Source organism: Aquirufa sp. (assembly GCF_044342065.1).
Lineage (GTDB): Bacteria > Bacteroidota > Bacteroidia > Cytophagales > Spirosomataceae > Aquirufa.
This window is the reverse complement of record NZ_JBIIQN010000001.1, coordinates 64,435-88,185: the sequence shown is the minus strand read 5'-3', so window position 1 is coordinate 88,185 and position 23,751 is coordinate 64,435. Positions and strand designations below refer to the sequence as shown.

Genomic DNA, 23,751 nt, shown 5'->3' with positions numbered 1-23,751 from the left:
CTTATTATTTTACTTGAAACACTTGTGCTTTGTCATTGTTTTTAGCGAGGACAACAAAATTCCCTCCTTTACCTTTTACTAAGGACATTTTTCTTACTTGCCCCATTGTTTTAAATCCAGTTTGCTGAGGTGATTTAACCGCGAATTTCCCCTTTCCTTGGCCTTGAAGCATCAATCCATAATTCGCATCAAATCGCCCCCACTCTGGTAATGAGTCAAAGAAGTTGCCAGCTAACAAAATATCCAACTTCCCATCATGGTCAAAATCACTTACCTCAATGCCTCTAATCGGTGAAAATTGAGCCTGATAAGGTAAAGCTTGTAAGCTAAAGTTACCCTTTCCATCATTGATCAAGAAAGCAGATTGAGTGGTTGTTATTTGTCGAATCACCATCCCTTCACGTTGATCATCTGCGTACAATTCCTCCACCGTTTTATTGGCATAATCTTTGTACTTGATAAATTTCTGCTTAATAGCAGGTGTAGCACGTTGCAATTCGCCTTTCAAGACCATTGGGTAGGTATTCCCATCTTCAGTAACACATGAAATAATTTGCTCTACGGTACCATTCTTATCAAAGTCATTAACCGATAAGGTTGCTGGGAATTCAGCAGAAGCTTTAATCTTCGAATTTAACCCAAAATTACCCGCCACAAAATCCATATCACCATCACCATCGATATCGGCTGGTTTTAAACATCCCCAAAGACCTTCTGAACCAGGAACCATTTCTTGCTTGACTAATTTACGGCCACGTTCATTTTTGAATACGACGATACCACCCCAATCTTGGGCAACTACAAGATCAGCATATCCATCGCGATTTACATCCGTCCATTCCGCATCAGTCACCATGCCTAATTCACCAATCTCCGGCATGAAGCGTTTTGAATAATTCTTAAACCCACCTGTGCCGTCATTAATGTACAAATTACTGCTTGGGCTCATTCCATACTTGGTGGATAACATTCGAGAACCGACAAATAAATCTATATCCCCATCATGATCCATGTCAGCGGCTGTCACACATGACCCATTTTCAAAGATGGTAGGAAAACGAAGATCACGTTTGAAATTTCCCTTTCCATCATTCAGATACAATAGATCATGTAATTCAGGAGCGTTAATTTCAAATTCATTACTACCGGTAACAATGAATAAATCTAAATCTTTATCCCCATCTGCATCAAAGAAAATGGCATCCGTATTTTCCGTAGTTTGATCTAAGTTAAAGTCGGCCTGCGTACTTTCCTTAAACTGACCACTAGCTTGTTGGACAAATAATTGCTTTTTCTGTCCAGCACCACCACCCATATACACATCGTCTAATCCGTCTCCATTTACATCGCCAACTGCCATGGCTGGACCTTGAGTAGAGAATTTTTGCTTCAATAAAACATCTCGGTCCCAATCGTTAAACAGACTTTCTTGATGCGTATAGGCTAATGTTTTTGACGTTACATCGGAGAAAAGCGGCTTAGTAACCACAGGAGTAAATACGAATTTCCCATTGGCCTTTGCATGATCAAGCGTTAGCACCTGATCAGACTTAACAGCCTTCAAGACTTGCATGTTATCATCTGGCCAAATGATTTGTAGTGAGTCAATTTTACCATTTTGACCTAGACCAAATACCATTTGGTGATCACTCGACGATTGAAAACCACGGTTCGGCATTTGTTGCAACACCTTAATTTTGCCTTGTTGGAACAAGGTAACCTTCGCCCCAATCCCATTCAAATTCCGAGCTGTTCCCTTTAAGTGAATGGTCAAATAATGATTCTTTAATTTCTCGTTGGTCTTATTTTTATACACCGAAAGTGGCGCATTGACATTATTCACCACTAAATCCAAATCCCCATCGTTATCCAAATCTCCATAGGCGGAGCCATTTGAAAAACCTGGACCTTCCAAGCCCCAAGATTTTGCTTGGTTTGAGAATTTTAAATCCCCTTCATTTTTAAATGCATAATTTGGAATGGGTACTGATGAAATCTTGTCCGTAAATTCTTTGTAATCAAACACTTTACCGTTCAGCATTTGCTGCATGGTATTGCGATCTCCCAAGAAATCCACAAAATCTTGATCAGTCAAATCCTTCGCGATTCCATTCGCCACAAAGATGTCTTTTTGACCATCGTTATCCATGTCAAAAATCAAAGCTCCCCATGACCAATCCGTTGCATGCACGCCAGCTAGTTGGCCTACCTCACTAAACGTCCCATCACCATTATTCAGCTGCAAGTTATTCCGCATGTATTGATGCCAAAAACCGCGCTTCAACTTTAAATCAACCAAGTTATAGCCTTCAAAAATAGAGGTTGTTTTCAAACGACGGTCATCCCCTGGAAGCATGTCAGTGACAAAAATATCCAGATTACCATCGTCATTAATATCCGCAATATCTGCGCCCATGGAACTGAGTGAGATATGCGGCATTTGATTTTCTAAGTCTTCTTTAAATGTTCCATCGTGTTGATTAATGTATAAATAATCGCGCTCGTAGAAATCATTTGAAATATAAATATCGGGCCAATTGTCATTATTTACATCGCCCACAGTAATACCTAAACCAAAACCGATCAAGCTGCCATAAATTCCAGCTTTTTCGGATACATCCGTAAACTTGATGCTCTTGCCATTGGGACTGTCGTTACGAAACAACTTGTCTCCGCCTAATTTGTCGCGCATGTCGCGCAAGTTTGTATAGCCTAATTTATCGATGGGTGTAAAGCTATTATTCAGCAGATACATATCTAAATCACCATCACGATCATAATCGAAAAATGCTGCGTGTGTCGAAAGACCACCGTCTTCTAAGCCAGCTTCTTTCGCCATTTCTTTATAGGAAGGAATACCACCTTTAATCCCTTGATTCATATATAACTGATTTCCACGTGCATCGCGAGAACCGGAGTTACATACATAAATATCCATTAATCCGTCTCCGTTGACATCTGCGAAAGTCACGCCCGTAGACCAGAATTTCTTACCTACAATACCTGCCTTTACCGAAATGTCTTCGAAGTGCATACCTCCTTTATTGAGGTAGAGCTTATTGTCTTCAAAATTTGAGGTAACAAAAAGATCGGAAAGGCCGTCATTATTGACATCGCCAATAGCCACTCCACCGCCATTGTAGAAATTACGGTAATTGAAAATATTGAATTCTTTCTTCTCTAAACTACGATTTACGAAATCAATACCCGTTTCAGAAGTGGGTAATTCTTCGAAAAGCGTGTCTTCTTTCGTGGAACAAGCGAAGGCTAGAAAAGCTGCGCTACAAAGGAGTACAAAATGCTTCATGGAACGTTCGACTAATGGACTGCAAAAATACAAAAAAGGCCTTGTTTAGAAAATAAAAAGGCAGAACCAATGGCTCTGCCTTTCTATCAAACTTGGGATGAATTAATACCCAGGATTTTGCTTTAACAATGGATTAGCATCGATACGTGGTTGTGGAATTGGGAACAAGTCACGTCTCTTATCTAAATTCTTCATGAACTTACGCTCTGAAGAGAATGTACCGAAACGAACCATATCGTTACGTCTCCATCCTTCCCATGCAAACTCACGACCACGCTCAGCTAAGATATCAGCTTCAGTAAGTGAGGTCAATGGATCTACACCAGAACGTGTACGAATTCTGTTCACATCAGCTAACGCTTCAGCAGTTCTTCCTAAACGGAAAGCAGCTTCAGCACGCATCATGATTGCATCAGCCAAACGGAATACTACGTAGTCGTTTGATTGATCACCATTCGGGTTGTTCTTTTGGATCTCATATTTTTGAGAACGGATACCAGCAACTTGGAATTCTGGATCTGCATCCGTCATTTGATCCTTGTTGAAGTCAGCGATAAACGCTAATGGAGCACCTTTAGCATCTTTCAATGCAGCACCAGAAGCAGCAAATTGCTGACCCTTGATCCACATAGAGTTACGTAAATCCTTAGACTCAAATGAGTTGTAGAAATCTGCTAATGTACAGAAACCGTTCCAAGGAGAGTTACCCAAACCATATGTTTGCTGGTTTGCATAGTGTAATGTTCTCATTTGGAAGTTCATACCACCTGCTTTGAAGCTATCGAAAGGAATTGTCCAGATATTCTCACCTGATCCTTCGTTTGCAACGATAAAGTTAGAAAGTGTAGAAGATGATAATGAATAAGCGTTTTTAGAATTGATAACCGCGTTAGCAGCATCATAAGCACCTTGCCAATCTGCTGAACCTTTGTAAACCGCAGCGTTCAACTTTAATTTAGCTAGCAACATACGTGCAGCATCTTGCGTCATACGTGAGTATGCTTTTCCAGGTAATAAGTTTGGAATTGCTTCGTTAAGCTCCTTCTCAATGAAAGCATAAACTTCAGCACGTGCCTTAGTACCGCCAGCAGAAGCATTATCTGTTACGATAGGGACGTTTCCAAACGCATCAATTGCCATGAAGTAATAGAAAGCACGTACTGCACGCAACTCATCTACTGCTTTTTGGTTTGTCTTCACAACTGGGATTAATTGGTTAATCTGTGAGATGTTACCAAAGATGAATCCCCACATTCCGTTGATAGGACCGTGTTGTGGAGTCCATGTGTGGCGAGAATACGCCAACCAGTCACCACCGTCAAACCAGTCACCACCACGTGTAGGAACGATCAACTCATCTGAAGATGCCTCACTAGGATTGAACCAATCCCACGTGATACCACGAAGACCACCATAAGCAGGTCCAAGTGCCGCAGCAATTTGAGCATCAGTTTTTAAGAATTGATCCGCTGGGATCGCATCGTAAACTGGCTCAGTTAAATCTGTACAAGACGATAGGGCTAACGAAGCGAAAACACCTACTGAAAGTACTTTATAGATATATTTTTTCATTTTATTAAATTTTTATTGATTCGATTATTTAACTAATTGAATACGATTTTGTTTGCTTAGAACGTAAGATTTACACCAGCAGTCAACGCACGAGTCTTGTAGTAAGTCTCACGAACATCGATACCTGGAGCAGCCGAACCAATTGCTAAGTTTTGGCTAATCTCTGGATCCACACCTGTGTAGTTTGTGAACACGGCTAAGTTGTTACCTGCTACGTAGATACGTGCACGCTTGAACACCCCTTTAACAGGAATTGTGTAACCAAACGATGCGTTGTTGATACGTAAGAAGTCTCCTGATTCAACATAATAATCCATCGGGATTGTACGCTCATCATTAATAACTGATGTCAATGCAGATTTCAATGCACCTGATTCAGCTAAACGACCATCTTGACGACCTAATAACAATGCATTTGTGTTAACAATCTTAGCACCTAATTGGCTTGTCAATTGGAATTGTAAGTCAAACGCTTTGTAACGAATGTTTGTAGTCAAACCACCTACGAATGTCGGGTTTGGATTTCCGATGTATGTACGGTCTTTTGAGTTTGGATCTACAACACCGTCACCATTTAAATCTTGGAATACATAACGACCATTCTCGATCTTGGCGATTTTAGCACCATAGAACTCTCCAACTGGACGACCTGCTTGTAATACTGAGAAGTTTACAGCTGATGTACCACGGATGAATGAACCTAATGACGTAGGTAAGAATACCTGATCAGGAGCAGCGAAAGAATCATTCTTCAATGAAACGATTTCGTTTCTGTTGAATGAAGCAGCTAGCGTAGTCGCAATGTTCCAATCTTGTGTTTCTAAGATTTGGTACGTTAATGACAACTCAACCCCTTGGTTTTTCATCGAACCGATGTTAGCCAACATAGTTGGGTATACATAACCTTTCTCTTGTGGTACGTTTACTGTGTATAACAAATCTTTTGTTGTACGCGTGTAAAAATCCAAGCTACCAGTCAATTTACCTTTGTATAATGAGAAGTCGATACCACCACCGTAGTTTTCGTTAATCTCCCACTTCAAGTTCGGGTTCGGGTTAGATTGGATTGAGTATGCAGGCAAGAAATCGTTTGCCGCACCATCAAAGTAAGATCCTGAAGCTCCGTAGAACGACTTAGATAACAATGGACGGATACCTTCTGAGTTACCCGTTTGTCCCCAGCTAACACGCAATTTCAAGTTATCAATTGTTGAATTACCTTTCAAGAAAGCTTCTTCAGATAAAGTCCAACCAACTGAAACTGATGGGAAAATACCCCACTTGTTGTTGTCTCCAAATTTCGTAGAACCGTCACGACGTACGTTAACTGTTGCGAAATATTTATTCATTAATGAATATTGCGCACGAGCTAAGAAGGAAACCAATTTATATTGGTTTTTATAAGAACCTAACAAGTTAGGGTTGGTACGAATACCAAGACCTGCTCCTAAGTTATTCGCCTCAAACGCATCTGTTAAGAAGTTGTTGTTTGAAGCACCGAAACCATCAGCAACCACATCTTGGTAAGTATAACCAGCCAAAACGTTCAAAGAAGAAACATCATTCAATTTCTTTGAATAAGTTAATGTAGTCTCCAACTGCTTATCAGTAATCGAGTTCAAATTACGGCTTGCCGCGTTACCACCAACAGTAGCTAATAAGTTACCTGGAGTAGATCTTGCGAAGAAAGAACCGTCAGCTGTTTGCGTACGTAAAGTTCCTGATACGTTGAATACCAAACCATCTAAGATCGTGTAAGCAGCAGAAGAATTAAACAAGAAATCGTGAAGACGTTGCTTATTAATTCTGCTTTCAACAGTTGCTAACGGATTGAAGTTGGCAAATGTACCTGGGATCTGGAAATACGTTCCATCCGCATTGTACACAGGATCTGTAGGACGCATGTTCATCGCAAAACCAATCGCACGGTTGTCCGAAAATTGGTTATCAGTTTGTGAAGCAGACATGTTTACTTTGAATGCCAATTTGCCATCCATTGCTTTCGCATCTAAGTTCAAACGACCTGTTAAACGCTCTTTACCTGAACCCTTCAACGTACCTGTTTGGTCTAAATAACCAATAGAAGCACGATAAGATACATTTTCAGTACCGCCAGACACACCCACGTTATGGTTTTGAGTCAGAGCAGTTTGTGTAATAACATTTAACCAATCCGTGTTAGCACCTAAGTCATCAAATTTTTGATTGTACTTTGCAGCAGCAGCACGGAACTCAGCACCATTCATTAACTCAGGACGTTGAGAAATAGTCTCAGCACCTACGTAGTTTGTATAATCAACTGTAGGAGTACCTGACTTACCACGTTTCGTGTTAATCAAGATTACACCGTTAGCACCACGAGAACCGTAGATTGCAGCAGAAGATGCATCACGTAAAACATCCATGGTTAAGATGTCTTCAGGAGCAACGTTTTCAATTGGAGCACCAATCACACCGTCAATTACATATAATGGCTCAGAACCTGCGTTCAATGAACCCGTACCACGTAAACGAACAGTTGGACGTGCATTTGGATCACCAGAAGCCTGTGTGATTACCAAACCTGCTACCTTACCTTGAGCCGCAGCTAATGGGTTAGTTACAACACCGGCGTTGAAATCACGAGAACCTAAGCTAGTTACTGTTCCTGAAATCTCTTTACGCTTTTGCGTACCATAACCTACTACTACCACTTCTTCTAAAGATTTGTTATCGGCAGCTAAAGAAACATTCACAACAGATTTAGAACCTACTGCAACTTCTTTAGATGTATAACCTACAAAAGAGAACACTAAAGTCGCATTTGACCCCGCATTAACTTTATAAGTACCATTTGCATCTGTCTGAGCACCACGAGAAGTACCTTTAACAGCTACAGAAACACCTGGGATACCTGAGCCATCAGCAGCATCAGTTACTTTTCCCGTTACAACATCTTGAGCGAAAGCACCCAAGGAAATTAACAGTGCAACAGCAACACTAAAAGCTTGTTTAAAGCCTAGGTTACAAACACTCGATCGCACAAGGCGACCCACTCTTTTGTAAGAATGAATCATAAGTGAAAAATTAAGGGTTAAAAATGATTAATGATTCTTTGTGGATTTGTTTCTACCATAACTACCATTTTAAACGTTTATAGTTTAAGGCTAATTTCAAAACCAAGGCAAAAAAAAGAATAAAAAATTGAATAAAAAAATGATTTTAATTAATGAAACGATGATTAGGGACTTATAAATTGGACGAAAATTAGAATTTCTTAATAATTAGCACAGTATAGGACAGGTTCACGAAATAATCTAATTTATAGTTATATATATTTAGCGCGGTATATTTAGTTGATATATTAGTCTAAAATGGCTTAAATTCGATTGTATTTTTTCAATAGAAATTTTTTTCAAAAAAAATGAATTATTTATCGGTAAGGAATTACCAGTTAACATTTTAGTCTAAAACGGAATAATACAATTTATTGTAATTTTTGGACAGTGCTAATCTGTATTACAAATTTAAGGCAGCGGATCATAACCACTACCTCCCCAAGGATGACAGGAGGAAATACGTTTAACAGCTAATTGAAAGCCTTTTATAAATCCATACTTTATGAAAGCTTGCTTGGCATATTCGGAGCATGTTGGCTGAAAACGACACGCATTCGGAAGAAAAGGCGAAACAAGCCCTTGATATACGCGAATCAATAGAATAAAGAGATATTTCATGAGCTCAAAGCATTTTTATAGCTCTAAATTAACAAATTAAGCAGAAATAAAGATGCTATTAGACTTGATTAAAAATACGAATTCAGCTAAATTGCTTTGAAATGAACCGCTTATTCAATTACATGTTGAAATTACCCAAAGCCCCTAAAATCATAGGCATATTAACCCTCTTTTCGATATTGGGACTTTTAATTGCATCGCATCCAACAAAAAGTTTTTTCAACGAAAAAACCGACATTGAAAAACGCAATGATAGTCTTGCGAATTTATACAATCCTGAAATTGCCAAACAAAAATCAATTAAACTCGATACATTTTTCACTAAACTCCAAGCAAAAGCAGGCTTTAACGGGGTCGTTCTAGTTGCCCAATACGGAAAAATAATCTTCAAAAAAGGATTTGGATACGCTAATTATTTTACAAAAAGCACGAATAATACCCACACCCCCTTTCAACTAGCATCTGTTTCAAAACAATTTACTGCAGTTGCTATTATGCAACTATACGAAAAGGGGCTTCTGAAATATGAAGATCCCATCTACAAACATATTCCTGGGTTCCCTTATGATTCAACTATCACAATTAGGAGTCTGTTAACGCATCGATCAGGCTTATCCGATTACGCATTCAACATGGATAAGGCCTATGATAAGAAACTTCCGCTGACAAATCAAAAGGTAGTAGAATTGATGTTGCGACTAAAACCTGCCATAGACTACCGTCCAAATGCCAAGTTTAGCTACAACAACACCAACTACATGTTACTTGCTTATATTGTTGAAAAATTAAGCGGCATGAATTTTAGAGAATATGCAAAAAAGAATCTCTTTATTCCCGCAGGAATGTCAGAGTCATTTGTATATGATCCAATGCACCCAGAAATGTTACGTACTGCTGCTACGGGCTATGTTCCACAAAAAGGGGGACCAGTCGTTTCTGAATTCAATCATTTAGATGGCGTTACCGGCGACAAAGGAGTCTATTCAACCGTAGAAGATCTTTACCACTGGGATGTAGCTTTAAATGATGAAAAACTTGTTAAAGTTTCGACATTATTAGAGGCATTTACCCCACAACACACCACCCCAAAATTACTTCCTAAAAACTATGGATTCGGTTGGCGATTAGCACAATTAGAAAATGGAGAATGGCTAACTTACCATACAGGTTGGTGGCATGGATTCAAAAATTACTACCTTCACAATCCTAAAGACAATTCAGCCATTATTATTTTGGGCAATATGGCTAATCATGCCCTTTCAAAAGTTAATATCGTTCAATCAATCCTATACCCTGAAAAATCTGCTTTATTTTTGAAAGGAGAACAGGCCCCAAATGAATTTGTACAAGTTGGCAACTAATCTAAAATCATTATGAAAAAAGCACTATCTCTCAGTTTCATTCTCGTATGCATCAGCATTTTTGCTTTTGGTCAAAATGCAGATGAAGATATCAAAGCGACGGTTGATCATTATTTCGAAGGCGTAACCACGGGTGATACGGCCAAACTTAGCAAAGCTTTCCATTCGTCGGCCATTTTACGCACCGTCAATGCTAGCACAGGAAGAATTCAAGATTTCCCAGTTAAAACCTTTATTTCTAAAACCCCAGCAGGTGGCGTAAAAGCTACAACTAAACTGATCAGTTATTCATATGCTGGCATATCAGGCTTAGCTGCAGTCGAATTGCAATTCGCCGACTTCAAGTACATCGACTTATTGAGTTTGTTGCAAATAAATGGAGAATGGAAAATTGTCACCCGCGTTTTTAGCCGCGTTGAATTAGATGTAACGCTGAAAGGCAATACGCCAACAAGTAGTTCGAAAGCAAGTACGCAAGCTCCCGCGAAAAAAAATTCGGCGAATGCTAAACCAAAGAAAGATGACGGTTGGTAGACATTAGACGTTAGACGTTGGACGTTAGACACATTAGACGCTGGACGTTAGACGTTAGACATTAGACGCTCGACGTTAGACATTAGACGTTGGACGTTAGACATTAGACGTTGGACATTGGACGATGGACGTTAGCATTGGACGATGGACGTTAGCATTGGACGATGTATTCTTTGGCACACGTATAATGAATTCCGAAGCTACCTGTGTATCTCACAACTATTAACTAACAAAAAAAAGACGCAAAAGCGTCTCCAAAGTCAATCATCAAGCGCCAAATCCCTATTTGTGTAAGAAAGAAAGGGCAATCGAACTTATCAACATCAATAGACCCAACACGAAAAATACCGTTGGATTCAAAACTGGTATTGATGTTTCATTCAATGATGCCTCATACGGGTTATCAGTTAAATACCGCACAGGTACCTCCTGTCCAACTTCACAGTTCTTAGCCAAGCCTTTATCAGCCTCCCGACGGAACTCGCTCCCGTTTACATAATAAGATACAATAGGAAAATAAATAGGAAATCTACCTGAATGGTCATCTCGTGCATATCGCCTAGAAATTTCTACTATTTTTCCATAAGTCATTTTTGAATGCGCCAACCAAGCTTTACGCTTTTGAAACAATATTATCCCAAAACCAATCAAAGCAAAAGCTATAAACGAAAACAGCACCAAAAATAAGGTCATAGAACCCTGAAAGGAACCAGTTGGTCGAGCTGAAATCAATAAAACACTGACTAGATTCATTGGATTAGTTTGATTGAAGGCTAGCTGCACTTCAAATTTTCATCAAATGAATGAGAAATATATCTGAAAATCAAATACTTAGCACTTGCAATAAAAACACTTCCAAGTTCGAATTTGAGGGCGCAAAATGACTTTTTTGCAGATTTAACAAAAACAGGATTTGATTTTGACCCATTCTTGGAAAAAATAGGAGTATTGTGGGATTTTAGCTTTGCGAAATCAAGTCAAAAGGCCTAAAAATATATTTTCAGAAAATTTGATATTTCTTTCAAATTTGTATTTTTGAACTCGCTAAACCTGAAAAACGATGAAAAATAATGTAAAGATTCAACTCATGTCTATGATGTTCCTAATGTTCTTCGGTTGGGGAGCTTGGTATGGACAAATGAGCAAATACTTACTTGATAATTTAAAAGCCAGTGGCGATCAAGTTGGTAATGCATACACCACCTTTGCTATTGCATCTATTATTGCCCCTTTCTTTGTTGGGTTAATTTCAGACCGCTATTTTTCCGCCCAAAAAGTGATGGGCTTTTTGAATATTTTGGGAGGTATAATACTCTATTTCCTTAGCCTCGAGAGAGACCCTGAGGTATTTTTCTGGTACATCTTGGCTTATACACTATGTTTCGCACCCAACCTCGCACTTTCGAATTCAATTGCGATGAATCAAATGGCAAATCCGGAGAAAGAATTTCCTAGTATTCGGGTAACGGGTACAATTGCATGGATAGTCGTGACCAATATTATCGGCTATTATGCCTTAGGTGACAAAGTTGCCATTTTTGAAATCGCCATGTACACATCGTTTATTTTGGGAATATATTCGTTTACTTTACCCAATACGCCACCAAAAGGCGACAAAAATGCCTCTGTGGCACAAATTTTAGGCTTAGATGCGCTGAAGCTATTTAAAGATCGCTCTTTCCTAATCTTCTTTATTTCCTCTATCTTGATTTGTATTCCGTTATCCTTCTATTACGCGATGGCAAACCCTTCGTTAACGGATTCGCACATGAGCAATGTGGAGAATAAAATGTCGCTCGGGCAGGCTTCAGAAGTGATTTTCATGCTATTAATTCCCGTGGCATTTATCCGCTTAGGGGTAAAAAAGATGCTCGTTGTAGGATTGATTGCCTGGATTGTTCGTTTTTTATGCTTCGGATATGGCGATGGAATTTCGAGCGAATGGATCTTATATATCGGGATTATTCTACACGGTGTTTGTTATGACTTCTTTTTTGTGACAGGACAGATTTATACAGACCAAAAAGCAGGCGAAAAAATTAAGAACTCCGCCCAAGGTTTAATTACTTTCGCCACCTACGGTATAGGAATGGGCATTGGATCAAAGCTTTCAGGTATCGTACTGGATTACTACACCGTAGATAAAGTAAAAGACTGGCAAGCTGTATGGATGGTACCCGCTGCAATCGCAGGCGTGGTATTATTACTATTTATATTCTTCTTTAATGAAAAAAAGGCCAAGCCTACGTATTCTTAATTTTACGAAGCATATAAGGCACGATGGAAGGGAAGAGGCGCTGTACAATCAAGCCAAATCTCTCCAAAGCGCCCCCAACGAAAAAGTGGTTTTTGCCCTGAGAGACGGCATGAACTATTTTTTGGGCGGTGAATTGCGGATCTAATCCTTTAGCCTGATTAGGGTCCATTTTACCATATTTTTCCCCATGTTCATTCATGGCATGTAAAGAAATCTCCGTGCGAATATAACCTGGCAATATAGTCGTCACCTGAACACCATCCGCATGCAACTCAGCGCGGACCGAATCAAAAAAACCAATTAAAGCATGTTTGGTGGCTCCATAGGCTGCTCGACGAGGCGTTGAAATCCGACCTGCCACCGATGCAATAGGCACAAAAATACCTGCTTGTTGCTTTTGAAAAACTGGAATGACTTGTTGGACCAAATGCACAATCGAAAAGAAATTCACTTCAAACAAACTTCGATATACATCAAATTTAGTATCCAATACAAATGACCTTTGGCTTACCCCCGCATTCAATACCAGCACATCAATTCGACCAAAGGTTTGCAAAACTTGATTGACTTGTTGGCCATGCGCCGCTAAATCCACCATATCAAAAGGCAAGACTAATGCGCTCCCACCCTGTTCTTCACAGGCCTGAGCCACCCTTTGCAGTTCGACTTCGCGACGAGCCGACAAGACTAATTTCGCGCCTTGTGCAGCAAATTCATAGGCTAATGCCTCTCCAATTCCCGAAGATGCTCCTGTAATCCAGACAATTTTGTTTTTGAATTCCATGATTTCAAAGATAGGAAAAATGTTGAACGTAGAGACGCGATACCTCGCGTCTTCATACGCAAAGACGCGAGGTGTCGCGTCTCTACAATTGCTCCAACTCCCGAAAAAACTCCGCCATGGGATTAACCTCTAAAAGCTGCAACTTCTGCCATAAGCGAATTGCCTTGGTCATCAAGCCGCTTTCGATTAAAAACCCATCATGTCCATAAAGGGAGTCAATTACCTGAAAAGAAGCCCCTGGGATATGTTTAGCTAAAAATTCTTGTTCAACAATCGGGAATAGCGCATCGGACTTAATTCCAATTACGAGTGTATTTGATTTAATTAATTTTAACGCAGGAATAATTCCTCCACGATTACGCCCCACGTCTTGTGAATCCATCATTTTGGAAAGAACATAATATGAATAAGCGTTAAAGCGTTGAGCTAATTTTTCCCCTTGGTAGCGCTGATAGGATACGGCACGTAGGGTTTTTTCCAACGAATGATCTTGGCGCGCTTGGGTAATTTGATAGGTTTCGTAATTCCGGTATGAAATTAAAGCGGTGGCTCGCGCGGCTTTCATCCCCTCTATCCCCGCTAGCGCATGTGACTCTCCCCAAGTTTTATCTACCTCAATCGCCATGCGCTGGGACTCATTAAAGGCAACTCCCCACGGAGAATGCACCGCATTCGTCGCCACTAAAATCAAATTCTGAATTAAATCAGGATTGATAATTCCCCACTCTACAGCCTGTTGGCCACCCATCGATCCTCCAATGCACGTCTTAATCCGTTTGATGCCTAATTCCTTACGCAATAACTCAAAGGCATGGACTACATCGCGTATGCTGATATCCGGGAAACTATGAAAATAAGGCTTACCCGATTCGGGATTGGTAGAAAGTGGCCCAGTTGAACCGTAATGCGAACCCAAAATATTGGCACAAACAATGAAATTATTCTCAGGATTGAATAGTTTTCCAGGGCCAACAAGCCCTTGCCACCATTCGGCAACATCCTGACTGCCCGTAAATGCATGGCAAATCCAGATCACATTGTCGCCCGCTTTGTTCAGTTGGCCCCATGTTTGGTAGGCCAAATCAAGTTGTGGGAGTAATGCTCCATTTTCTAGGGGAAAGGAATGGGGGTAATGATAGTGTCGAAATTCTGCTTGCATCGGTAACGATTTATATTTCCCTAAACAGACAAACGCCTGGGGTAGGAATTAGCACCGGGGTCAAATTTTGACGGGTTGCCAGAAGATCAATGAGCCTAGTCTCTCCCTTCTTCTTTATAATTCAATGCTTCACAGCCACTGAATGAGGTGACAAAGTAAATCATGAAATCAGGAAATTCCAAAAATCTCTTGATATTTGCCCCATGAAACAACTAAATCTCTTTTATATAGCCTTCGCTATTATACTCTATGCGGTTCATTTGAGCCCTTGGTCAAAGTTGTTGCACCCCAATGTGAGTATGATTTTTGTATTTTTAGCGTTTCAGTCCTATTTAACTTTCAACATTGCACAAATTGGACTAAAAGATGGAAAAGAAAAATTCGTCCAATTCCAACTGGTTAATCTTACCATACGCTTCATTTTAAGCCTTTCGTTCATTGGTTTTTTCGCCTATTCCGGCACCCCAGAAATATACTTGTTCGTAATCAACTTTTTTGTACTCTATTTATGTAGTGCAAATTTTGAAATAATTGGCTTGCTTCGTAACTTGCGACGTTTTTAGAATTAGGCTAACTAAATTTTTCTTTTTTTCTGCCCTAAAAACAGCTAATCAACGAATTAGCTAATCATTTGAAATCAATAAAGTAAAAGCAAGAATTACGATGCCGATTAAGACTTTTTTTAAGAAAATGTATTTTTCAAATATAATCATTGGATTATTATTCAGTTTTTCAAGCTTTTCGCTGCTCGCAAATGAAGAGGTCGTGGCACATGATAAAACACAAGTTCACGCAGACACGGCAACTCATGCCGCTTCAAAAGCAACTCAAGAAGCCGAACCTACCAAATTTGATCCAGGTAAATTAATCCTACACCATATTGCAGATGAGCATGAGTGGCATTTCTTTACGGTAGGCCATTTCCATGCTACTTTACCACTTCCTTGTATTGTTTACACAGAATCAGCTGGTTTACAAGTATTTTCTTCCGCTAAATTTAAAAATGAACACCATGAAGAGGTGCCATACAACGGTTTAGTTTTAGCGCACGGAAAAATTCACGCAGAAAATGGCGAAAAAGTTTACGACATTTCTATAACGAAAAACGTAGCTTCCTTGTTGATATCAGCTGTTCTATTGTTGACAATTTTCATAGGTATTGGCAAAAAATACCAAGATAATCCTCACAGAGCGCCAAAGGGCCTACAATCCATGTTTGAACCTATCATCATTTTTGTGCGTGACGAGATTGCAAAGAACAACATAGGCGAAAAGCATTACCGCCGTTTCATGCCTTATTTATTGACGATCTTCTTCTTTATCTGGTTCAATAATATGTTGGGCTTGATTCCTGGAGGAGCAAACGTAACGGGAAATATCGCGGTAACACTTGTATTAGCGATTATCGCTTTCATTATTACCAATGTGAATGGTCGCTCCGCTTATTGGACTCACATCTTCGCGATGCCAGGTGTTCCAAAATGGATGTTAATCATTTTAACGCCTGTTGAAATTGTAGGTGTATTCATGAAACCGTTCTCGTTAATGGTTCGTTTATTTGCCAACATCACAGCTGGTCACATCATTTTATTGAGTTTAGTATCCTTGATTTTCATTTTTGAAAATGCCGCTTTAGGACTCGCTGTAGTTCCTTTCTCGCTTTTCATGAATGTAATCGAGTTAATTGTTGCCTTCATCCAAGCCTTCATCTTTACGATGTTAGTTTCGAATTATATCGGATCGGCGGTCGAAGAGCATCACCATTAATTTGTAAATTATTTTTTATTATATAAACCCAAATCGTATGTCTATTTTATCGATTTTATTAGAAGTTTCTGTAGGTCTTGGTCTTGCAGGTATTGGTGCTGGTTTAGCTGCATTAGGAGCTGGAGTAGGTATTGGTAACATTGGTGGTTCTGCTATGGAAGCTATTGCTCGCCAACCAGAAGCTTCTGGAAAAATTCAGGGTGCGATGTTGATCGTTGCTGCCTTCGTTGAGGCAGTTGCGTTATTCGCTGCTGTAATTTGTCTATTGGTTACTTTGAAATAAGAAACCAAACGAATGAGCCCAAGGGTTAGCCTTGGAATCCTTATTCAAAACATTTAAAACGCGATTTGGAATGCATTAGGCACCAAATTGCGTTTTCTAAAAAACGAAATACTGTAAATATTTATATATCATGGAGTTAATTACCCCAGACTTTGGACTTATCTTCTGGCAACTACTTGTCTTTGGAATTTTATTTTTCCTTTTAGCCAAATTTGCTTGGAAACCCATCATTCAATCGTTGGCCGAGCGGGAGCAATCCATCGACGAAGCGATTAAATTATCTGAAACAACACGCGCAGAAATGGCCGAGTTGAAAGCAGGTAATGAACAATTAATTGCTTCAGCTCGTGCAGAACGCGATGCATTGATTAAACAAGCGAAAGAAGCGTCAGATGCAATGATTGCACAAGCAAAATTAGACGCACAAACTGCAGCAAACCAAGAAATCGAAAAAGCCCGCGCTTCTTTCGAACAAGAAAAAGCGAGTGCTGTAGCCGCAATTCGCAAGGAAGCCGCAAGCCTTTCATTGGACTTGGCTGAAAAAGTGTTAAAAAGCCAATTAAAAGACAAAGCCGCTCAAGAGAAACTAGTTACAGAGTGGATGGCTGACGTTAAATTATCTTAATCGAATAAACCATGTCAGAATTAATTGTAGCTCACCGGTACGCAAAATCGCTCCTTGACTTCGCCATTGAAAAAAATGCCGTAGAAGAAGTAGCTAAAGACATAATCGATTTCGCAGAAACCTGTGAAGGAAGTTATGAATTAGTACTCGCACTTAAAAGCCCCATCATCAAGCACTATACCAAGCTTGCAATACTTGCCAAGCTATTTAAAGATAAATTCAATCCCGTTACGTATGGCATCTTTGTGATCATCACCAATAAAAATCGTGAGAAAATCCTTCCGGCCGTAGCAAAAGAATTTATTTCGATGTACACAGATTACAAAGGAATCCAAAAAGCAACCGTAACGACAGCATCTGCCTTAACTGCAGATCAAAAAGCAAGCGTTTCCAAAATTGTAAAAGATTACACAGGTAAGAACGTCGAATTGATCGAACAAATAGACGAAAGTCTTATTGGTGGATTCATATTGAAAGTTGGCGACCAACAAATCGATGACTCGATTAAGCGGAAGCTAAATGACCTAAAAGTTTCTTTAGCATCATAATCAAAAGGCCTTGGCAACAAGGCCTTTTTTTATTCCCTACTCATGAAAAAGTTTTCTTTATTTACTGGGTCCTTAACTGCCGGACTTTCGATTGCTATTGGCGCATTTGGCGCGCATGCATGGAAAGATTACTTACGCGATATTAACCGCTTAGAAACGTTCGAAACCGCAGCAAGGTATCAAATGTATGGCGGAATTATTTTATTGATTTTAGGCGTTTGGCAAATGCATATTTCCAATAAATATTTAAAAACAGCAGGATATCTTGTATTCACAGGTACCCTGATATTTCCGGGCTCTTTATACTTAATTTGCATCACACAAAATGCACTTTGGGGAGCCGTTGCGCCCATTGGCGGGTTGGCTTACATCAGCGGCATGAGCCTTATGGCCTACGCAACATTGAAACAAACTTAATGTCGCATCACGAGCTCCAAGCTATTCCAAACGATTTCTCCCATAGTCTTACACTTGAGAAAACGATCATCATTGTAATGCTTAGCTAATTCAGATTTTAACTGATCAATATTCTCAGGAGCTGCGATATCATCTTTTGACATAACCGTCATTAAATCAGAGACCCGTTGGCTCTCCGACTTCAATCGGCTAGCAATCATGGACCTCTCTTCAATTTGGTATTGCCAAACCGATTCAGGAGTCATATACTTCATGCCTAATTCAATCAATGAATTATTCTGTTTGAAATATTGAGGCATGTAGACCGACTTCTTGCCCTCATAACACTGCTGATCAAAATCAATTGGTCGGATCCGATAATAAATCTCTTCGAAATCCGGATTCGTTATGATCACAAAATTGGCACTGTGCATGTCCCCTAACAATTGTACCAAACAACGTTCATTGAATTTTACAAACTCCTTTGCTAAACGGATAGGTGACTCTAATTCACGCTCCAAATCCTGCATTAAAAAAGTATCCCCCGGAATTCCAGCAATATGCTCTTCCACAAGTGTGTTATCAGACGTAACATAATTGATCCGGTTTGGCGATAAGATATGCTCTAATTCAAGCCCATATACACGAGAGGCATCGGCAATTTTGATGTAGAAATAGTCGAAATTATCATTCACTCTATTCACAATCCGAATGCGGAAGGGGTGGGTATTGCCATAGGTACAGTAATCTACCCGATCAATCACCAAATGCTTAATTACCTCCTCATTCCCATCCGTTTTCAAATCGGCATAAATCTGCTTCAAGGATTCATAAACTTCATCTTGATCGGATGGCGAATAAAAAACCGTCTCCCACAAGGTATCTTGACCATTCTTATCATATAAAACAATGGCGTTTGCGTAGCGTAATAAATCCTGATAGGATATATTCATCTCATGCTCACGATTGTATTTATGCAAATACCTGCGCAATTGATTATTTATTCGAAAAGGGGCTTTTTTCTTTGAAATTAAGGCCATTATTCGATGTAGTCTAATGATTTACCATAGGTTTCTTTCAATTGAGAAACCGCAAAAATGGCCAAAGAAAAACATAAAATGCCAACATAACTTGCTGCATGAATCAAACCAACGGAAGGAATTAAAAACTTAAAAAGCAATGAGATTGGAATCAAAGCCCCTCGCACAAAATTTGGAACTGTGGTCGTAACGGTCATGCGAATATTGGTACCAAATTGCTCCGAGGAATAGGTCAAAAAAACGGCCCAATAACCACCAAAAAAACCTAGAAATGCAATCATGGCATAGGCATGTGTTGTGGTAATATTTGACATGCCAAATAAATAGTAAATACATATACCCACAGCAATAACTAAATATATAAATACCGCCTTTCCTCGACTCTTTAACCATTGACTTAAAGCACCTGAAGCAAAATCACCCAAGGCAAGACCTAAATAGCAATACATGATGGCATCCCCACCACTAAGTTTGCCGTCGATCCCAACCAATGCTGAAATTTCCGGTGCTGAAAAAACGAGAATTCCAATGATGTACCAGATTGGCAATCCCATCAGAATGCAGTATAAATATTTTTTAAATATTCTTCCATTTGAAAACAATTGGAAAAAATTTCCTTTTTCTACACCTAAATCCATCTGCACATACATAGATGACTCAAAAGTGCCCAAACGAAGTAACAATAGTGCCAATCCCATTCCTCCACCGATAAAATAACACGTTCTCCACCATTCTGGATCGGAACTTAGCCCTGCGATGATGGGAGCAAATACCGCCCCTGCGGCTCCCACACCGGCGATTATCAAGGTCCCGATGCCACGTTTGGATGGGGGCAACGTTTCATTAACTAAGGTAATTCCAGCGCCTAATTCACCTGCTAAGCCAATCCCCGCAACAAAGCGAAGCAAGGCGTACAAATTCAAATCGGTCACCAAACCATTTAAAACATTGGCAACCGAATAAAGAATTATTGAACCAAACAACACCGATTTACGCCCTTTCTTATCTCCATAAATTCCCCATAATATGCCGCCAATCAACATGCCTCCCATTTGTATATTCATTAGATTTAACCCTTGATTCAAAAGTTCTGAACCTGATAAACCCAAACTCATTAAACTAGGGTTACGGACGACCGTAAATAGGATTAAATCATACACGTCCACAAAATAGCCAAGCGCAGCAACGGCGATGAGCATTTTAGCTTTGGAAGAGATTTTTTCGTTTTCCATACTACCTTGAAAGCATATCCGACCGATGAGAGTCTAATTTTAAAAAAATAAAAAGCAAAATGGTAAAGGACCATAAGGACGATCCGCCATAACTAAAAAATGGCAATGGAATTCCCATGATTGGCATTAGACCAATGGTCATGCCAATATTCACCAAAAAATGAAAAAACAATACCCCTACAACACCATAACCATACGCTCGTGCGAAGCGAGATCGCTGCAAGTCGGCCAGGTACATCAAGCGCCATAAAAAAACTAAAAATAGAATGATTATGCCCGCAACTCCTATAAACCCAAACTCCTCGCCAATTGTACAAAAAATAAAATCCGTACTCTGTTCAGGAACAAAATCAAATTTGGTCTGCGTCCCTCCCAAATAACCTTTACCCCAAAATCCCCCGGATCCAATCGCAATCTTGGACTGGGTAACTTGATATCCCAAACCCCTCGGATCAAAATCTGGGTCCAATAAAACTTTAATTCGATTGCGCTGGTGTTCTTTTAGGACATTATTAACTACCCATTCTACCAACATCGCCAATGTCATGACCACCGCAACACCCAATGCCATCTTCACATAGGTTTGATACAAACGTCGCAAGTAAATGGGCATTAACAAGACCAAAATACCCGCGAAGATTACCAACAAAATAAATATGGTTAAAGGCTCTAGAATTAGCGCACTAACAAATAAAAAAATACCCCCTAACAATAATCCTGGATATTCCCCAGGTAAGCCCTCGCGATAAAGCAAAATAATAAAGGAAACAAATACCAAGGCAGAACCTGTTTCATTGGATGCAATAATCAACAAAATGGGAATGATAATGATGAGAGCCACCTTCCATTGATCTCGAAAGCGAGTTAAACTAACCTGAGGGTCATTCAGGTATTTAGCTATTAACAAGGCGGTTGCTGTCTTAGCAAATTCTGCAGGCTGAATGGTAACGGTACCTATTTTAAACCACGAGTGTGAACCGTTAATCGCTACCCCCAAGAATGGAACCAGAACAAGCAACACAATAAATAATCCGTAAATCAGTGGTGCAAAGGACTCGAAGAAGCGGAAATCCAGGGCGAAAATAAACATGATCAGAACAAAGCTTGACCCTATCCAAATCAGTTGCTTGCCCGCATTTGAGGTATAAAATGTTTCATCAAAAAAGCCTAGCGGCGCTTCCGGATTAAATACTGCTGAATTGATACTCAACCATCCCAGCAAAACGAATAGGGAATATAATCCTACGCTCCACCAGTCCAAACGACTTGCCTTATATCCGGATGATTGACTCATTTTCTTAAACTATCGCTTGACGTTTTTTTGACGGGTCGATTATAGGTGACATTTGCCAAATAACTCATGTTCATAAATTTCGATTCAACCGCCTTCCTATCAACATGACCCTTTATATATTTTTCTACAATTAAAGATGCAATAGGTGCCGCGGCAGATCCACCAAAACCCGCATTTTCAACAAAAACGGCGATGGCGATTTTGGGATTATCACGCGGGGCAAAAGCAATGAAAATGGAGTGATCTTTCCCTTTTTGGTTTTGGGAGGTACCCGTCTTACCCACCATAGTAATGTCGGGAATACGACCATCTGCCTCCACAGTTCCATTTCGCACAGCATCTTGCATTCCATCAATCACCACATTAAAATACTTTGACTCCACACCTACTTTTACAGGCGTTTTGTAGAATGGATCGATACTCTTGGTTGGCCCCACCCCCTTAACCAGGTGTGGAGGAATGTACCAGCCACGATTCGCTATGATAGCAGCCAAATTAGCCATTTTTAACGGGCTTACGACAATCTCTCCCTCTCCGATGCTAATTGAATAAATATTTGAAAACTTCCAAGTATTACTTCCTTTGTAAACCGCATTATAATAATCGACATTGGGTAGAATTCCTTTTTTTTCATTACCCAAATCCACGCCCAATTTGCGCCCAAATCCAAAATTAGCAACTAAATCTGCCCAACGTTGTAAGCCTTTAGCGGATCGTTCATAAGTATCTCCCGTGGTATTGTCATAAACCATTCTTCTAAAGGCATGGTAAAAATATGGATTACAAGAGACCCGAATCGCCCCGCGTAAATCAACTGGACCATGACCGTGGCATTTTACTGGAGCTCCCGCATGAGAGAATACAGTACCCGGACCAATAAATCCCAGTTGCTGGCCTACAAGCGCTTGTACTAATTTAAAAGTAGATCCCGGTCGATAATAGGCAGAAGGTGGCCGATTGATTAACGGCTTCAAAGGGTCCAATGCAAGTTTTTGGTAATATTTCGAAAAATTTCGACCCGCCAAAAGACTTGGATTATAAGAGGGTGCCGAAACCATGGCTAATATTTCTCCGGTAGCAGGATCAATCGCCACGACACTACCCACCTTACGCCGCATTAGGCTATCTGCATATTCTTGTAAACGAATATCAATACTGGTATATAAATTTTTACCCGCAATGGGATTAACGTCGAGTTTACCCTGCTTGTAAACACCTTTTTCTACCCCATTACTATTAACCATTCGATATTTTACCCCGCGTTGTCCCCGTAAATCATCCTCGTAATAGGATTCTAAGCCTGAAATACCCACAAAATCCCCTTGTCGGTAATAATCATCCTTTTGGTCCTTCAGAGAATTTGGATCGATTTCAGCCACATATCCGAGCGCATTGGAAAAGGCGGCAGATTGATAAGTACGGAAAGCATTGGTCGTTATGGTGAAACCAGGATAATCAACCATGGCATCTTGAATACGCGCAAAATCCTCTTTAGACAAATGCTTCAAAAACAAAGATGGTTTTACGCGGGAGTAGGTACTCGCTTGCTTTGAAACGGTATCAAAATACCCCCGTGTTATACCAAATAACTTACAAAATCGATTCGTATCTTTTACAGAGGCCTTCCTTGGGGTGATGTACACATCATATACAGGGGTATTATATACAATTAACTTCCCCTTTCGATCATAAACTTCACCTCGGAATGGAACTTGAATAATTTTTCGAATGGCATTATTATCAGCAGCTTTCTCATAGGTATCATCAATCAATTGTAAATAAAACAACTTACCAATGAACACCACGCCAATGCTCACAAAAACAAGAAAAAGTACAAGTCGGCGACCTTCGAACACGCTGAGGCGAGGTTAAGTAT

General features: G+C 39.9%; 20 protein-coding genes and 1 riboswitch. Of the genes, 9 read left to right on the top strand and 11 right to left on the bottom strand.

Annotated elements, in window-relative coordinates; genetic code table 11:
* Positions 1–4: 4 nt before the first annotated feature.
* The 4 genes from ACIQZ2_RS00370 to yidD all read right to left on the bottom strand — a co-directional run bounded on the left by ACIQZ2_RS00370 (position 5) and on the right by yidD (position 8,595).
* Entirely contained in the window at positions 5–3,307 is a 3,303-nt protein-coding gene (locus ACIQZ2_RS00370) for a VCBS repeat-containing protein (protein WP_395766843.1), read from the bottom strand.
* A 102-nt stretch (positions 3,308–3,409) separates the two neighbouring features.
* Positions 3,410–4,879 carry a RagB/SusD family nutrient uptake outer membrane protein gene (locus ACIQZ2_RS00365; RefSeq protein ID WP_395766842.1) on the bottom strand — a complete coding sequence of 490 codons (1,470 nt, stop codon included), beginning with the start codon at positions 4,877–4,879 and terminating at the stop codon, positions 3,410–3,412.
* Between the two features lie 56 nt (positions 4,880–4,935).
* Positions 4,936–7,935 (bottom strand): SusC/RagA family TonB-linked outer membrane protein, encoded by a 3,000-nt coding sequence (locus ACIQZ2_RS00360; protein WP_395766841.1) that lies wholly within the window; start codon positions 7,933–7,935, stop codon positions 4,936–4,938.
* Between the two features lie 450 nt (positions 7,936–8,385).
* Positions 8,386–8,595 (bottom strand): membrane protein insertion efficiency factor YidD, encoded by a 210-nt coding sequence (gene yidD / locus ACIQZ2_RS00355; RefSeq protein ID WP_395766840.1) that lies wholly within the window; start codon positions 8,593–8,595, stop codon positions 8,386–8,388.
* 101 nt (positions 8,596–8,696) lie between these two features.
* Here yidD and ACIQZ2_RS00350 point away from each other — a divergent pair, with 101 nt between their 5' ends.
* A complete protein-coding gene (locus tag ACIQZ2_RS00350; RefSeq protein WP_395766839.1) occupies positions 8,697–9,956 on the top strand; it encodes a serine hydrolase domain-containing protein in 1,260 nt (419 codons plus the stop codon).
* A gap of 12 nt (positions 9,957–9,968) precedes the next feature.
* Positions 9,969–10,490 (top strand): nuclear transport factor 2 family protein, encoded by a 522-nt coding sequence (locus ACIQZ2_RS00345; protein ID WP_395766838.1) that lies wholly within the window; start codon positions 9,969–9,971, stop codon positions 10,488–10,490.
* Positions 10,491–10,772: 282 nt separating this feature from the next.
* Here the strand turns inward: ACIQZ2_RS00345 and ACIQZ2_RS00340 are convergent, their stop codons facing one another.
* Positions 10,773–11,243 carry a DUF3592 domain-containing protein gene (locus ACIQZ2_RS00340; protein ID WP_395766837.1) on the bottom strand — a complete coding sequence of 157 codons (471 nt, stop codon included), beginning with the start codon at positions 11,241–11,243 and terminating at the stop codon, positions 10,773–10,775.
* 307 nt (positions 11,244–11,550) lie between these two features.
* On the opposite strand from ACIQZ2_RS00340, the gene ACIQZ2_RS00335 reads away from it, so the two are divergent.
* Entirely contained in the window at positions 11,551–12,747 is a 1,197-nt protein-coding gene (locus tag ACIQZ2_RS00335; RefSeq protein WP_395766836.1) for a nucleoside permease, read from the top strand.
* Here the strand turns inward: ACIQZ2_RS00335 and ACIQZ2_RS00330 are convergent.
* The gene (locus ACIQZ2_RS00330) at positions 12,734–13,531 is read right to left on the bottom strand and encodes an SDR family oxidoreductase (RefSeq protein WP_395766835.1); all 798 of its coding nucleotides are present in this window, start codon (positions 13,529–13,531) and stop codon (positions 12,734–12,736) included. The genes ACIQZ2_RS00335 and ACIQZ2_RS00330 overlap by 14 nt on opposite strands.
* A gap of 82 nt (positions 13,532–13,613) precedes the next feature.
* Positions 13,614–14,690: a homoserine O-acetyltransferase gene (metX, locus tag ACIQZ2_RS00325; RefSeq protein WP_395766834.1), complete on the bottom strand. Its 1,077-nt coding sequence runs from the start codon at positions 14,688–14,690 to the stop codon at positions 13,614–13,616.
* A gap of 7 nt (positions 14,691–14,697) precedes the next feature.
* Positions 14,698–14,813, bottom strand: a riboswitch (SAM riboswitch).
* Positions 14,814–14,893: 80 nt separating this feature from the next.
* On the opposite strand from metX, the gene ACIQZ2_RS00320 reads away from it, so the two are divergent.
* The 6 genes from ACIQZ2_RS00320 to ACIQZ2_RS00295 all read left to right on the top strand — a co-directional run bounded on the left by ACIQZ2_RS00320 (position 14,894) and on the right by ACIQZ2_RS00295 (position 18,330).
* A complete protein-coding gene (locus ACIQZ2_RS00320) occupies positions 14,894–15,253 on the top strand; it encodes a hypothetical protein (protein ID WP_395766833.1) in 360 nt (119 codons plus the stop codon).
* 100 nt (positions 15,254–15,353) lie between these two features.
* Positions 15,354–16,457, top strand: coding sequence for a F0F1 ATP synthase subunit A (atpB, locus tag ACIQZ2_RS00315; RefSeq protein WP_395766832.1), 1,104 nt, complete (start codon positions 15,354–15,356; stop codon positions 16,455–16,457).
* A 37-nt stretch (positions 16,458–16,494) separates the two neighbouring features.
* Positions 16,495–16,740 (top strand): ATP synthase F0 subunit C, encoded by a 246-nt coding sequence (gene atpE, locus ACIQZ2_RS00310; RefSeq protein ID WP_377983654.1) that lies wholly within the window; start codon positions 16,495–16,497, stop codon positions 16,738–16,740.
* A 130-nt stretch (positions 16,741–16,870) separates the two neighbouring features.
* Positions 16,871–17,365 (top strand): F0F1 ATP synthase subunit B, encoded by a 495-nt coding sequence (atpF, locus tag ACIQZ2_RS00305; protein ID WP_395766831.1) that lies wholly within the window; start codon positions 16,871–16,873, stop codon positions 17,363–17,365.
* Positions 17,366–17,376: 11 nt separating this feature from the next.
* A complete protein-coding gene (atpH, locus tag ACIQZ2_RS00300; protein WP_395766830.1) occupies positions 17,377–17,913 on the top strand; it encodes an ATP synthase F1 subunit delta in 537 nt (178 codons plus the stop codon).
* Between the two features lie 42 nt (positions 17,914–17,955).
* Positions 17,956–18,330, top strand: a complete 375-nt coding sequence (locus tag ACIQZ2_RS00295) for a DUF423 domain-containing protein (protein WP_395766829.1) — start codon at positions 17,956–17,958, stop codon at positions 18,328–18,330.
* Here the strand turns inward: ACIQZ2_RS00295 and ACIQZ2_RS00290 are convergent.
* From ACIQZ2_RS00290 to mrdA, 4 genes are read right to left on the bottom strand one after another with little or no spacing between them, the layout of a single operon-like run.
* Positions 18,327–19,349, bottom strand: a complete 1,023-nt coding sequence (locus ACIQZ2_RS00290; protein WP_395766828.1) for a hypothetical protein — start codon at positions 19,347–19,349, stop codon at positions 18,327–18,329. The genes ACIQZ2_RS00295 and ACIQZ2_RS00290 overlap by 4 nt on opposite strands.
* Complete coding sequence (locus ACIQZ2_RS00285) at positions 19,349–20,581, bottom strand: MFS transporter (RefSeq protein WP_395766827.1); 1,233 nt, start codon at positions 20,579–20,581, stop codon at positions 19,349–19,351. Before ACIQZ2_RS00285 ends, ACIQZ2_RS00290 begins: the two co-directional genes overlap by 1 nt.
* Position 20,582: 1 nt before the next feature.
* A complete protein-coding gene (rodA, locus tag ACIQZ2_RS00280; protein ID WP_395766826.1) occupies positions 20,583–21,875 on the bottom strand; it encodes a rod shape-determining protein RodA in 1,293 nt (430 codons plus the stop codon).
* Positions 21,872–23,731 (bottom strand): penicillin-binding protein 2, encoded by a 1,860-nt coding sequence (gene mrdA, locus ACIQZ2_RS00275; protein ID WP_395766825.1) that lies wholly within the window; start codon positions 23,729–23,731, stop codon positions 21,872–21,874. The genes rodA and mrdA overlap by 4 nt, the downstream gene beginning before the upstream one ends.
* Positions 23,732–23,751: the final 20 nt, after the last annotated feature.